General features: G+C 40.3%; 6 protein-coding genes. All 6 read left to right on the forward strand.

Features of this window, described 5'->3' with window-relative positions; genetic code table 11:
- The first annotated feature begins 540 nt into the window (after positions 1-540).
- Positions 541-3930 (forward strand): RHS repeat domain-containing protein, encoded by a 3390-nt coding sequence (locus CPIN_RS10405; RefSeq protein WP_012789744.1) that lies wholly within the window; start codon positions 541-543, stop codon positions 3928-3930.
- Between the two features lie 29 nt (positions 3931-3959).
- On the forward strand, positions 3960-9182 hold the full coding sequence (locus CPIN_RS10410) for a DUF8696 domain-containing protein (protein WP_012789745.1): 5223 nt from the start codon (positions 3960-3962) through the stop codon (positions 9180-9182).
- A gap of 24 nt (positions 9183-9206) precedes the next feature.
- A complete protein-coding gene (locus CPIN_RS10415) occupies positions 9207-10160 on the forward strand; it encodes a transglutaminase domain-containing protein (protein ID WP_012789746.1) in 954 nt (317 codons plus the stop codon).
- Between the two features lie 484 nt (positions 10161-10644).
- Complete coding sequence (locus CPIN_RS10420; protein WP_044218280.1) at positions 10645-11226, forward strand: RNA polymerase sigma factor; 582 nt, start codon at positions 10645-10647, stop codon at positions 11224-11226.
- A gap of 79 nt (positions 11227-11305) precedes the next feature.
- Positions 11306-12451, forward strand: coding sequence for a FecR family protein (locus CPIN_RS10425; protein WP_012789748.1), 1146 nt, complete (start codon positions 11306-11308; stop codon positions 12449-12451).
- A 120-nt stretch (positions 12452-12571) separates the two neighbouring features.
- The gene (locus CPIN_RS10430; protein WP_012789749.1) at positions 12572-16048 is read left to right on the forward strand and encodes a SusC/RagA family TonB-linked outer membrane protein; all 3477 of its coding nucleotides are present in this window, start codon (positions 12572-12574) and stop codon (positions 16046-16048) included.
- Positions 16049-16057 lie beyond the last annotated feature (9 nt).

A 16057-nucleotide genomic window follows, 5' to 3' on the forward strand; every position in this document is an offset into this window, starting at 1 on the left:
ATGACGGAGCCAGATCATATTTTTTACATGTTTATTGCCCCTCTCTGGTCAACGAAGGGCGGATAAAAATAGCAGAATTATTAGCGGTCCGGAATTATATAGGCAACCATATGTGGTTTTATTTCAAAGACCACCACTATAAGCTGTTGGATTCATATAAGAAAATAATTATTCTTTTTATAACTTGACAAAATCTGTTTGGGTGATTAGAAATTTGTCAGTTGAGAAGTCAATGTTAGATATTGGCTTAACAAGCAAGAAATCTTCCGATTATGGTCTCAATGAAATGAAGAAAATAGAGTACAACAAATGTGTTATATTCTTTTGTTGCTATAACATTATTTTTGTGTATAAGAGAATGTATTAGATTTCCCTATATGCCTGTTCGTATTGTTTTACCCTTATGGCTATAAATCCTATATCTTCTTAGCTATTTCCATTGATGTTTGCGTTAGATAATTCAATCTGACGCGAATGGGATAACTGTAATGTTTACAGTGTTATAAACAATAATATCTCAATAATAAAGTGCGTCGAATAATGTATTACTGTAAAACGGTAAATTCAAGATGGTGGAGATCTATTCTCCTGTTAATTCCCTTTTTTTTCACGGCCAGTTCAAGAGCGCAGGTTAACTCTATTACCGGAGGCGTAGAGCTTAGCGTTCCTTTATACTCTTATAGTGATGGGGATAAGCTTGCGCTGAATGTAAATGTAACCTATACAGCCGGTAATGGTGTGAAGGTGAATGATATGGCTTCAGAGGTAGGTCTAGGATGGAAAATAAACGCTGGTGGCTCTATTAGCAGAATGACTATGGGTAAACCAGACGATCAGTATGGTAACCTTGGAATTAACAAAACGGGTACTGGAAGAATGTATGCTCCTTACACATCTCTGCTGACTGATTGTTATAGCGATGTTGGAACATTGAAAAGAGAGTATAATGGATGGGACAGGGAGGCTGATGTTTTCTTCTTCAGCTTTAACGGTCGTTCGGGTAGCTTCGTAATAGGCAGAAAGAAATCTGGTGATACTGAATACCCTGTAACGGTTATAGGGGATTCAAAGTTAAAAGTAAGGTTATTTGAAGCAGATATGTCTTCCTCAAATGTGATTACCAGAATTACAAGGTTTGAAATAATTACTGAAGATGGAACTCAATATACGTTTAGCAACAAAGAATTGAGTGAGATATTCACAACAGATAGAGATGAAGCAGTAAGTCCCCCGCCGATTAGCGGACCAATAAAAGTAATACATCCGGGCGACCCGATTCCAACATCCGATGAAGTGACTGTTACTCCCTATCATACAGGCAAGTATGTAGTTAACAACTGGTACTTGACGCAGGTAAAGAATGTCCGAACGCAAAAGGCTATTAATTATGTTTATGATAGTTATTCTGTGGACTATTCTTTTTTGGGCCTGCCTATAAAAACTGCTACTTTAAATGCTGCTAATGAGGTAGACAACATCAATTATACCATTTTCAATCAGCAGTTTGCAGGGGTAAAAATGCGTTTGGCTACTATATACGCAGGAGGTTATGCTACTTTAACATTTACTTACGATAATACGAGGCAGGATCTTGTGGGTGAACCTGTACTTACGGCACTTAAGGTTACAGCACGTGATGAAAATGCAGTCATTGCTAATTACAATTTTAACTATCGGTATCATAATGTCGGTTCCTTTATGAACTATGCAGATGCTCCTGCAGCAACTGCTACGGCGAAGGCCAATCTACGACTGTCTTTAATGTCCATCGAAAACGTAATATCAGGAAGTCCCAAGCCATATATGTCTTTTGATTATAAGCCGGGAATTGTTCCGGGTCGGGGGTCAATGTGGCAGGATATGTATGGATATTTTATAGGCGTCTTTGCCTATGGCCGTCGTCTGGACGATTTCTTTAATGATCAGTACCGGTTACCGGCTGCTACTAATCCACTATCAACCCAGGTCAGGATGGCTGCACAAATGGGAATGCTTGATAAGGTTAACTATGCTGCGGGGGGATATTTGCAGTATGATTATGAAAATAACAGCTATTTCAATAATGGTACTGAACAATATTATGGTGGAGTGAGGGTTGCAAGCGCAACATTGTACGATGGTATTGATCATGCTAATGATCAGGTTGTTACCTATAAATATAGAAATGCTGATGGTTCCTCATCTGGTACGGGATATGAGACAGGTACATATACAAAGGATAATTCATCATATTATGTGTCGAATGGCACTCACATGGCTAGTAAAATTATTTCCTATGCCGTTAATACTGCGGTATCAATTTATAGCGGTAATCCCACGTTAAGCTCGGGTATTCAAGCCTCAGAACTTACGAAACTAATAGATGATATTATTTCTTTTTTCATAGGTAATAAGGCGGAAACAGCTACTTATAATACCCGCTCCTGGGCGGCATATCCTTTATTTACAACAAACCCTCTACCATTCTTTTATAGCAGGGTTGAAGTCATACACGGTACTGAGGCTGCTAATAAAGGAAAAATTGTATATCAATATACTGATTTTGGAGACAAGGAGCCATATACCACAAAACTAAATCCTCCTTATTCTGCTGCACAACGTGTGCAAAGCTGGGCAATTGGAAATCCAAGAAATGTTACTACATATAGTGCTTCCGGTAAAGTGATAAAGGATGTTTTTAATGAATATAAGGTCATCTCGACATCACTTTCAGATTCTATAATGGTCTCCTGCAAATGTGATGAATATAATAGTGTGTCTCCGTGGACATTGCAAAATAGTTTGAGAAGTAAGATTAATTTTTATTCAGAGACGTACTATCCTGTTACCGGAAGAGCAGAATTGGTGAGAGAAACAGAGCGTTTTTTTGATCTGAACGGGAATATTACAACCAATATTACTGACTATGAATATGATCTCAACTATTATAACTTAAAGAAGATCACCACAACAAACAGTAAAAACGAGGTCATTGAGGAAAGGATCTACTATCCTTACAACTACAGTGCTAATAGTGTTTTGACTTCAATGACCAGTAACAATGAGATTAATACAACTGTTGCTACAGAAACCTGGTTGGTAAACGGTACAGATAGAAAAATAGTGAACGGCGTATTTTCTAATTTTGTCGTGCAGACTAACGGTGCAGTTTTGCCCTCATCTTCCTATCAATTTTTTAGTAACAAACCGGTTGCGGAAGGTACCATTGGTGTATTTAATGGTGTGTTGAACAGAGCGCCAGCTTATTTTAAAGAAGATGTCAAATATGCATATGATATTTTTGGCAACGTATCGCAGGTAGAAACAAAAGGTGAGATCAATAGCTATATTCATGACTATTGGCGTCAAATGTTAGCCCTGACAACAAATGCTGCCTATTCGGAAACTGCATATGCAGGATTTGAGGAGGCCGAAAATGGAACATGGGCATATTCATTTAGTGGTATCGCCGCGGATGAAAGTAATGGTACTATACAAACGCCGAAGCCGATGACGGGTACTTTTTATTATAAACTCGCCAACGGGAATATTACTAAAAGCGCAACAGGTCTTGTGGCGGGTAAAAAATATAAGATTAGCTATTGGGTTACAACAGGGGCTATCGCAACAAATCCGCAACCAGTTACTCTGAACTATACCAATACTTTTATAAAACTTAATAAGTATAATAACTATACCTACTTTGAACATGAGTTTACCATGGGGACATCTGATATTGTTCTATCAGGATCAGTTACACTCGACAATCTGAGACTTTATCCATCTGATGCCGTTATGCAGACTTATGACTATGACAAAAAAGGGAATATAATTTCTTCTATAGATGAAAACAATAAGATATTGATATATCAATATGATAATCAAAATCGTCCCATAAGCTTGTTTGACCAGTATAGCAATATGTTAAAGCATTATGAGTATAACTATTGATTGGACCCCTCTTAATTAATGATAATAGTATGCGAATTATAAATAAAGTAGTCTTATTCCTTATACCTTTTCTCTGCAGCTATTTATCTAGAGCTAAAGCGCAGACGATAAGTGTTGATCCTGGTACAATTGCTCCAGAGAAATATGTTTTTGTAAAAGGAGATATCATTTATATTAAAAATACCAGGTCTCCCGTAAGTATACAGACTCCGATGCCTGTTCAGATATGGGAAAAATCGACTGATGGAATGAACTGGGTGGCTATTAATAATGGAAGGGGGAGTAATGAATTACATGAAATAGCAACCACCACGGGAACTATTTATTACAGACGAAAGTTTTCATTGAATTCTAACGAAGCTATCATATCTGTTCAGGAAAAGTTAACAGGAGGTGAGATATCCGGAGCGCAATACATTGCTCCAGGTGTTACCCCATCAGTATTAGGTAATGTGGCTGGCGCTACTGGAGGTGCAGGTGCTTATTCTTATCAATGGGAATATTCTGATGACGAAACTAACTGGACATTGATTAGCGGCGCTACAGCCCAGACTTATCAACCAGCAGCAGTGACTGCTACAAAGTATTTCCATCGGAAGGTAAGTTCTGGAGGTCAGGAGAGTTTCTCTAATTCAATACAACTCTTTCTTAATAATAATGTTACGCAGAATGCGCCGGCAGCTACGACGGTTAACACTACTGTGCCGGTTGTGGGCTTTCCTGGATATAGTGGACTTGTGACGGCTAATCTGCGCAAAAGAACGACTGTGGATATTCTCAAACCCAATGTGGTAAACTGGGAGAATCCTGGTACGCCATTGTCTGATGCGGATTATAGAAAACAGATTACTTATCAGGATGGTATTTCCCGTCCCATACAAAGTGTTTACTATAAGCGTAGTAGAAGCGGAAAAGATATCGTGTCGCAATCTGTCTATGATAAATTTGGTGTTGAAAAGATAACGCCTTTGCCTTATGTAGCTGCTACTGACGCCAATAATGCAGGTCAGTTCCGTGTAGACGCTGGAACAGCACAACAAGCCTACTATAATACACTCACTGCGGGTAAAGAAAGCCACTTTTATTCCACATATTCGGAAGAAAATTCAATAGCTCCGAGGAATAGTATAGGGAGTGGTCCGGGTAAGAGGGCGGCTGGAATAAATAAGGGGGCGAGGTCTGAATTGAGAGTGAATACGGTAGCTGACAAAGTAAGAATATGGGTAATAGGTGATAATGATAATGATATACCTTCCAGTAGTGCATTATATGAGCCTGGTGCGCTTACTGTAAGCATTTATACAAATGACGAAGGTAATAAGATCTATACCTATACAGATAAAGAAGGCCGTACAGTGCTTGAATCTGACCAAAGAAATGGTGCAGATAATCCTGGTGACGGTGCAAGAACCTACTATATATATGATGCTATAGGTAATCTTCGTTATATTCTTCCTCCTTTGGCGACAGCTTATTGTGTGGCTAATAACAACTGGAACTTTTCAGGAGCAACTTCAATATTAGAGCAACTATCTACCAGATATCTATACGATGTAAAAGGGCGTATAATCAGTTCTCAAAAGCCAGGAACGGACGGGCCGACATATATGGTATATGATAACAGGGACCGACTGATCTTCGCACAAGATGCCAAATTGCGCTCCAATAATAAAGGAGAATGGATATTGTTTTTTTACGACCATATCGATCGTCAGGTAATGCGGGCAGTATATAAGAACGCCAGTGCTACGAGACCAAGTCTTCAGACTCAGATAGATGCAGCTGCTGCATCTGCGAGAACGACGTCTATTACCATACCAGCAATCTCTGATTTGTACATTGATAAACGTGAAGAAGGAGTATCATCCTACATTGCAAAAAACTCGATAGTATTTATTGACGGATTTGAAACAAACGTAAATGACGAGATTGCAGCTGATATAAATCCCAATGCTCCGGGGACTGTGGAGTCCAGACCCTTAAGTATCATCCCTGGTTTTGACTATGGTAACTATGAGCCACTGGTAACAGCCTACTATGATAACTATAATTGGTCAGGGGCTGCGAAATTTAGTGATGACTTTCAGGTAAGCGCGGGAAATAACAAATATCCGCTGAATGTAGAACCTGACTATGAAGTTAAAGGGATTCCGACCGGTTATAAAGTAAAAGTATTAGGCACAGATCAATGGTTATCAACAACATTTTTTTATGACCGTTATGGAAACGCTATTCAGTGTCAGTCTGATAATATAAGCGGGGGTAAAGATATTGTCACTTTCCAATATGACTTTGCTGGCAATGTCCTTTCTGTCTATAGTATAGTTAAAAATCCTAAAGCTGTTACACTGAACGAAGTGAGAACACGTGTCCGCAATGAATATGAGAATGGTAGAATAATGAAGGTCTATCATGAAATTGTGAACGGGCAAGCGGTTTCAAAGTTAGTGGGTGAGTATGATTATGATGAATGGGGGCGCATTACCCAGAATAAGCTGGGAACACTTGAAACATTACAGTACGATTATGATTTTCAGGGAAGGATAACTGGTATGAATGCGGCATATGCGAAAGATAAGTCAGCTGGCAACTACTTTGGTATGCAGTTCTTTTATGATGATGGCTTCCAGAATGGAAGAACAGACGATAAGTTGTCTGGTGTAACATGGCGCAGAAAAGGCGATCCCGATGAATGGCATGCGTATGGCTTCGGATACAACAGTGGAGGAGGGCTTGCAAAAGCTGACTATACACAAAATACAGGTAGCAACTGGAATAATACCGATGTGGATTATAAAGTATACGATCTGGAGTATGATGCAAACGGAAATATCAAAAAATTGAAACAGGATGGGATGTTACTGGGAAAGGTGAAATCAGGTATAGATGACCTACAGTATACATATGATAATAATAACTGGAGTAATACGCTTGTAGCTGTGGAAGATAGCAAAGGAAACAAGCAGCAAGGTGATTTTAAAGATGGGGTACATACAGCTGTAGAATACAATTATGATGAAAATGGTAATCTTATTAACGATTTGAATAAGGGGATTACCATTGTATATAACTCATGGTTGAATAAACCAGAAAAGATAACCTTTGACAATGATGCCACTAAAAGTATAAGTTTTGTATATAATGCTCAGGGACAGCGATTACAAAGGATTGTAAAAGATGGTACAAATACCTATACGTATACTTATAACAGTGGATATATCTACAAGAATGATAAGTTACTTTTATTTCCCCAACCGCAAGGGCGGGTCCGTGTGAATGCTAACGGGCAAATGATATATGATTATTTTATTTCCGATAATAGAGGGAATACCCGTACTGTAATTACAGAGGAAACGAATGAGGTATACTATAAAGCATCACATGAAACTAATCCTCAGCCAACGCCTGCTATTCCGGAAAGGGAAAGTTTTAATTTCCCAAAATATGTAGATGTAATCCCTGCGGGGCATAAGTTTTATGATTATCAGGGAACTGGTAGCAACAGGCAGTTTGTTAAATTGAACAGTGGTGATCCTGATAGAAAAATTGGCACAGCGAAAGTCCTTAGGGTGATGGCAGGTGATAAAGTAGAAGTAGGAGTACAGTCTTATTATGCTAACAATTCGGTATCAAACAATACACCTAATGAACTGCCGGAGATAATTCTGAATCAGCTTATCAATTCTTTACTAGGCCCTGTTGCCGTAATTCCGAACGGACATGATAATATTCTTCAGGGAACGGGGAATGGACTTATTCTCAATAAAGAGGATATGAACACATTCTTACAGAATAAGAACAACGCCAATCCTCCATCGCAGGTTCCCAAGGCATATCTTAACTATGTATTGTTTGACGATAATTTTAAAATGATTGAAGGCAACCCAGTAAGGGTCTCATCTCCAGGGGAAATTATCCCATTGACCGGGCAATTAGATGTCAGGAAAAATGGTTATCTGTACGTTTATTTGTCAAATGAAAGCAACGCTGATGTTTATTTTGACGATCTGGTTGTCAAACATACGAGTGGTCATTTGCTTCAGGAGGACTCATACTATCCCTTTGGATTGCAGATGAGAGGGTTAAGTAGCCAAGCATTAAGCCGATTGGAGAATAATTATCTTTACAACGGTATTGAGAAAATATCGGATTTTGATCTCGAGATTTATGATGCTGCTTACCGCAATCTTGATCCGCAGACAGGTAGATGGTGGCAGCAAGATCCTCTACAGGAAACTATGGTTAATTATTCGCCATATAACAGTAATTTCAACGATCCTATCAATTTTTCAGATCCTAATGGAGACTCACCGCTTGGAGTGTTCCTGGGCGCTACTGCGGGATTTGCTGTTGGAGCTACTGCCGGTTACATGATTGCAAACAATAATGGTTATGACAAGAAGACGACAACACTTACAGGCGCAATTATAGGAGGTGTTTTAGGAGGGGTTGCAGGAAATTACGGAGGCGCAATCTTTAATAATGATAACAACGTATTAAAATGTTTTAACTTCCAAAAAAAATGGATTGATGATCCTAGTTTCTTCCAAAGAATCGGTTACTATTTTCAACGGAGCGAAATAGGAACGGAGAAAACAATTATGTTCAGATTCAAAGCGGAGTATATACGTAAAATTAAACCTGACAAACTTAAAATAGTCATAAATAAAGGACTTATAAACATACCTGTATTACCAGTTAGACCAATATTTCAGGATATACCAGACAAGGATCCTGTTGACGAAGAGAAGGGGGATGGTAAAAAGAAGGAGGAGGAAAAACCCGGGGGTGGGGGAGGACCGCCGAAAGAGAAAGAAGTGATAAAAAGAACATTCAGATCAGCTGCGCCGACTCAGGATCCATGGATTACTTTGTCAAAGGAACAGGTAGATATGATGAATCAGATAATCAAACTTGCAAAAGAGGCAGGAAAGACCAAGGTTATACTACTTTACAGGTCAACATCTTCTGAGGCATTTTTCCAGCTGAGTAAAAATTATCGCCGGGATGCGAATATGTACGAAACATTTGATCCTAAAACGGGATTAAGAATTGAGGATATCGGTGGGCATAAGGGAAAGACTGACCAACGGAAAATGATTCTCGATCAGCAATTTGGAACTAATGGCTGGAATAATCTGATGGAACAAAGGGTAAAAATGCTAGACTATATGAAGAATAAAGGAATGAAACCAACTGTTGAATTTAAAGCAAGCTCGAACTTTAACGGGTATGATGTGGAAATCCAATAATTTAATAGAAAATCCAGTATAAAAATGATGAAAAAATGTGCTGTAATATTGTCTGTTTTGTGTCTTCTTATGGGCTATAGCAACGCTCAAAAAATTGACTATACACCGGTAGATAAATATGTGACGGAGATTAAAGCGGATACTACTCTGAAAACGGATGATCTGGTTGCATTAATCATTCGTCCTTTTAATGATCAGCATCGTAAAGCAAGAGCCATTTTTGACTGGATTTGTATTAATATTTATTATGATTATGAAGGATATGTATTGAGTCTTAATAATACTGCTACCTATCCATTTAAAAGCCCGGCAGAAGTATTGAAAAAAAGAACTGGAATTTGTTCGGAAATTAGCGGTCTCGCTAAAGAAATGTTTGAAAAAGCAGGATTGAAATGCGAAGATATATATGGCAAAACCAGGACCACTTTGACAAGTGGTCCTGGTTCACATGCCTGGAACGCTGTGACTGTGGAAGGGAAATGGTTTCTCTTTGATTGCACCTGGGGAGGCTCTGATAAAGACCTTCATAAGGTAAACTATTTCTACTTTATGACGCCTCCATCGTTTCTGATTGCTTCTCATTATCCGGATGATCCCAAATGGACCTTATTAGAAACATATCCCACACAGACAGAATTCGATCAGTTCCCAACAATTTGGTGCGATTACTTTAATTATTCGGATAAGCCCTTTCCCCGCAATAGGGAAATTATTTCAACTGGTGGAAGTTTTAGTATCACTAATTATGTAATAAAAGGTTTTACACAGGACATCCGTATTATGGACAAGGATGATAATGAGATGTCATTTCGCCAGGCGCCGGTTCTGAGTCCAGCTGGGGATACTACCGCTTATAGTATCACCGGTCTGCCCAAAGGAAATTTTACAATGAGAATTTCCAGTTTTTCCAGTAATCCAACTCAATGGGCGTTGACAGCACTCAACAGGTTAATGGAGTTTGAATTATTAATTAAATAACAGCGGTGAGATTTGGGCAGGTTCCCTAAATAGGTGTGGAACTTTAATTTTAGAAGCATGAAACGACATCTTCTGTCCATTATAATTGCCTGTAGTTACTGCACAGGCGTTTCTGCGCAGGATGCCAGCCCCCCCTTAAATATTTATTCAATCGATTGACAGTACAAAGACAGCACTTTGTATAAACGACACGTCAAAACAATTGCAGGAGCGGAAGAGCAGGCCTGTTGGGCATGTGTATTATATGAATCGTTGTTTTGATTGATTTACTCCTCATTGTCTTCAGTTGGCTCCCGCTTCCTTATATATTTGTATAAGTAACCTCTTTCATATTAAAACGACTTCATATGAAATAGCTTCGTCTTTCAATGACCTTTGATGGCCAGCACAAAACAGGGTTTTGCCTGGCTATTTTAGAAAGTGACAAATAGGTTTGGGATCTACATGCGCAAATTTGTACATTTATAGGCATTATTATATCACATTGTCGAGTGAACAGTCATACGAGGAAAAAGAGTTGCTTGCCGCCATCGCCAAAGGGGATACCAGGGCCTTTGCAGCTATATTTAAAAAATACAGAATGCCTGTGTTTATGCACACGCTCAGTATTATTAAATCTCCTGAAAGGGCGGAAGAAATCACACAGGACGTTTTTTTGAAAATATGGCATTACCGCGAGGGCTTAGATCAGCTGAACTCCTTCGAAAATTATCTTTTTATTGTAACCCGCAACTATACCATTTCAGAACTCCGCAAAAAATTCATTCCCACAGATCCGGAAGTGGACCAGGCCTATAGCTGGACACCAGAAAGGCAGCTCCAGTTTAAAGAGCTGAGTAGCCGTCTGCATGAAATCATTAACCGGCTTCCTCCCCGCAGGAAACAGGTGTTTGTCATGAGCCGCCTTGAAAATAAAACGCATCAGCAGATCGCCGATGAACTAAAGATTTCGTCAGGGACAGTCAATCAGCAGCTGATGGCGGCTTTGAGCTTTATCAGGGCCGAACTGGCAGGGTTTCCGGAGCTCTGTATATTATGGATATCGCTGTGTTCTATCTTTTTTTAAAAAAAGTGCATCCCTGATCTATGTACTTTAAAAAAAGTGCGTCTTTATATCTGAACAGGGCGCGCTAAAGGATAATATTATGAATGATGCTGCTATAAAGGAGCTATTGGATAAGTATCTGACAGAGACATTGACTGCAGAGGAAATGTCGCAATTCCGGCAATTGCTGGAAGATGAAGAGCAGATGCAGGTCCTTGATTCCCGGCTGAGAGAGCTGTTTGATTTTCAGCTGCAGCAGGAATATTCGCTTCCGGAAATAGACCAGCGGCTTGAGCAGCATGTGATGTCTGTGATACATAATGAATTACCTAAGCCGCTTTATCGCAGAATGCCTGTTCGCAGATGGATGGCGGCAAGTGCCGTCGTGTTGCTGCTGATCCTGGCAGGCGGTGGGTATTACTTGTCAAGACGTCCGGTACAAACGCAGCATGTAAAAGTATTGGCAGATATACAACCTGGCCGAAGCGGAGCAATGCTGACACTGGCAGATGGAACCGTCATACAATTGGATTCACTCCGGAATGGTACAGTTGCTTTACAGGGCGGACAAGGCGTGCAGGTGCAGAATGGTGAGTTAGTATATAATGGTGAAGGGAATGAGGTAGTATATAATACAGTCTCTACTCCCAATGGTCGTCAATACCGGCTCGTTTTGCCGGATGGTACGAAAGTATGGTTGAATGCAGGCAGTAGTATTCATTATCCGTTGCTGTTCCGTGGGAAAACGAGAAGCGTAGAGATGACCGGAGAAGCTTATTTTGAAGTAGCCACAGATGCTGCAATGCCTTTTGTGGTGACTGTAAATAAGAAAGAACTGATAGAAGTATTAGGGACAAGCTTTAATATAAAGGCATATAACGAGGAGAAGAGCATCGCCGCTACTTTACTGGAAGGCCGTATACGGGTTGCAAAAAAGACAGTACTACAACCCGGACAACAAGCGCTTCTCCGGGATGGTATGATGGTAATGAACCATCCTGAACTTGAAAAAGTAATAGCATGGAAAAATAATCTTTTTGACTTTGATGACAGCGATCTGGATGAAGTCATGCATCAGATAGCACGCTGGTATGATATAGAAGTGGTGTATGCGGGCCACCAACCGAATATACAGTTCACCGGTAAGATCAGCCGGAATATGACATTAAAAAACTTATTGAATACACTGGCAGTCTCAGGTGTGAAATGCCAACTGGAAGATGGAAAACTGATCGTCTTCCCCTGATTTAGCCAATAACATAAAAGACAAACAACCAATAATGCCGGGTAGTTGACGAACTGCCTGAGAGGGTCTTTATTTTTCAGAATCAACCAATTTCTAACAACTAAACATCACGAGAAGTGTATGCAAAAACATCGTTTTGCGTTCCGCATGTTCCGTAGTGGTCCGTTTCTAAAATTTTCTCCGGCCAGACGGATGACGGCATTGTTCTTTACTTTTTTATTATTGCAGATAAACGTCCAGACGCAGGCACAAACCGTTACACTCAAGGGAAAAGATCTCACTTTGAAACAGGTATTCAAAGCTATTGAGCAACAAACCGGTTATGTTGTTTTTGCCAACAAAAGTTATCTGAATGAGACAAAAAGCGTCGCTGTAGAAGCGAATGCAATGCCATTGAGACAATTTATGGAGGCATGTACAAAAGATCAGCCGTTTGGTTTTACAATTGCTGATAATACCATTACGCTGACGCCGAAGGCCAAGTCTAAGTCGGGTGATAATGTCGTTCCTGTAAAAGAGATGGTAGAGGGAAAAGTATCCGGCGTCGACGGACAAGTACTGGAAGGTGCTTCCATCAGGGTGAAAGGTAACACCAATGGCACCTATACCGATAAAGAAGGCAGATTCTCCATAGACGCTTATGAGGGTGATGTTCTTATTATTTCATTCGTCGGATTTGAATCCAGGGAATACAAAATTGGGAGTAACCACCATTTTAATATTGTCCTGAACAGGGCGAGCATCACTGCAGGGGAAATCGTTATCTCCACCGGTTACCAGCAGAAAAAAGTCAGTGAAATTACCGGCGCTTTACAGACAATTAAAGGCGATGAGCTGCGTAAAGGCGTCTCCACTGTCAATGCTTTGGCTATGCTGAAAGGAAAGGCCAGCGGACTTTACATCGTTGAAAACGGCGGTAGTGTGGCGACAAGAGGACAGGTGGTGATGCATGGTCAGGCATCAATGCCAGACCAGTCTAATACTAATTTCGGTCCCTTACTGGTGATAGATGGTGTTATCAGCAATGTTCCAAACCTCCAGGATATCGTCAATCCGAATGATATCGAAAGTATTACTATTCTTAAAGACGCAGCTTCTACCGCGATCTATGGATCGCGTGCAGCACAGGGTGTCATTGTGGTGGTTACCCGCCGTGGTGCTAACGGTAAGATGAAAATAGGACTGAATACCAGTTATGGAAAGGTGAAAAACAACAGACTAGTAGATTATATGAATACCAGTCAGCTGAGTACTCATATACATAATTATATGGCGTCATTGTACGCGGCATCTCCGTCTTTAAATAGCACCTATGGCAGTTTTGATAACTACTTTAATACGACCAGGATCTATACAGACGATGATCTGCAGCATGATTATGACTGGAGTAATAAAACATTTTATCCGGATGGTAACCAGAGTAACATCAATCTTTCTATGTCTGGAGGGAATGAAAAGACGAAAGTATATACTGCGCTTGACTGGACCCGGCAGGATGGAACAATACTGGGAGATAACCTTGACAGGAAAGCATTCCGCCTGAACCTCGATCAGCGGATTAATAGCAAACTTACGCTTAGCATCAATACCAATGTATTGATCGATAAGTATGCTGCTTCCACATCTGAAAATCAGAATTACCTTTTCCTCCCATGGGTCACTCCTTATTATGCAAATGGCGCCCTGGCAGATTCTGTACCTAATTATATATATAATTCTTCAGGGAAAAGAGGTACGGTCTACTATGATAATCCTTTATACTCTTATACATATAATACTGCCATTACCAAAAGACAAAGTTACCTGCTTACGGGTAAGTTAAGGTATGACATCCTGCCATGGTTGTCCGTACAAACAACCAATACACTGCAATACATCAATAACAATCTTAATTCCTATAAAGATCCGCGGACTTACCGGGGCCGTTATGATGGCCCTGCAAACAACAGAATATATGTAAATGGTGCGTTGACCGTTTCTGATGACAGAACTAATTATTTCCTGACATCGAATCTGATTACGGCCAGTAAACAGTTTGGAGAACATACCCTGACTGCTTTGGCCGGCCAGGAGTACAGTAAAACCAATACAAGTTATTTCTCCGTATCGGTATATGGGTCACCTTATCCCGGAGAACGTACATTAGGTGCTTTTCAGAATTATGGGACTTATATTAACAAGCTATTCGGCACAATAGCCACTCCTTATTCTTCAGCTCCTGTTGAAAAAGGCTCCTTCTCTGTATTTGGAGAGCTGAATGATAATTACAAAGAGAAATACTTTGCATCTGCCTCATTGAGAAGAGATGCTTCTACCAATTTCGGTCGTAACAACCGATATGGTACTTTTTATTCTTTGAGTGCGGGATGGCTGATCAGTAAGGAATCATTTATGCAATCGGTAAAACCAGTTACCAATCTGAAGTTGAGAGCCGCCTACGGTACCTCCGGCAGGGAAGCAGGCGCTGATTATCTCAATTTTACTACCTATGCGGATGTGTTCCGTTATAATGATGCAAATACCTATGGCTCTACTATCCAGCGGTTGGGAAATGATCAGATTACCTGGGAGACGACTTATACTACCAATATAGGATTGGATCTTGAACTTTGGAAGCGTATTAACCTGAGCACTGATCTGTATAGCCGTCGTAGTGCCGGTCTGTTGCAATCCGTGCAGTTACCTACCTATATTGGTTTTGCAACACAGATCCGGAATATCGGTGAGCTTACCAATAAGGGGATAGATATTAACCTGTCGACCATCAACGTGCAGACAAAGGACTTTAAGTGGACGACTGAATTTAACATCAGCTTTAACAAAAACAGGCTGACCAAAATATATGGCGATTCGTTGATTGATGGTTTTACAGGTGGCTATTATCGATATAAAGGCGAGGACATTAATACATTGAAGGCGATCCCTTACCTGGGTGTGAATCCTGATAACGGAAGACCATTGTTCCAGCGGATGAATGCCGACAAAAGCATATCAATAGTAGACTCTCTGCCATTGGCCAAAGCCGCGGGATTACAGAATTACCTTAATATGGGATCTGCAACACCGAAATTTTTCGGCGGCTTTACCAATACGTTTACGTACAGGAACATTACATTGAGTGCCCTGTTTAACTTCTCTTATGGCAATAAGATTGTCAATAACAACATGCGGAACTTTATGGACCCTACCGGCTGGCAGAATGGTTTTAATATAGCCGCGCCTACAAAGGAGCAACACTTCTGGAAAGCTCCGGGAGACAAGGCTGCCAACTATCCCAACTTCTATGATCCTGCTTTCAGTCAGCGGGGTGCGACCAACTTAGGATCATCATTGCTTTACCAGAACGCCAGTTATTTAAGATTGAGGAATATCCGTTTGTCATATGATTTCCTGCCACGTACGCTGCAGAGGATCAGTATGTCTTCTCTTTCTGTATACGTAAGTGCTGATAATGTATTTGTGATCAAAAATAAGGCGCTCTACGCTTCTGATCCGGAAGGGGCTACCATTGGTGGAACATCGAATAGTTATGCCGGTACGGGTATCAATGGTGCAATGCCCAGGAGGTTTGTCATTGGGCTGAATGCGGGTTTCTGATTTCCTGAT

The sequence above is a fragment of the Chitinophaga pinensis DSM 2588 genome (genome assembly GCF_000024005.1).
Classification (GTDB): Bacteria; Bacteroidota; Bacteroidia; order Chitinophagales; family Chitinophagaceae; genus Chitinophaga; species Chitinophaga pinensis.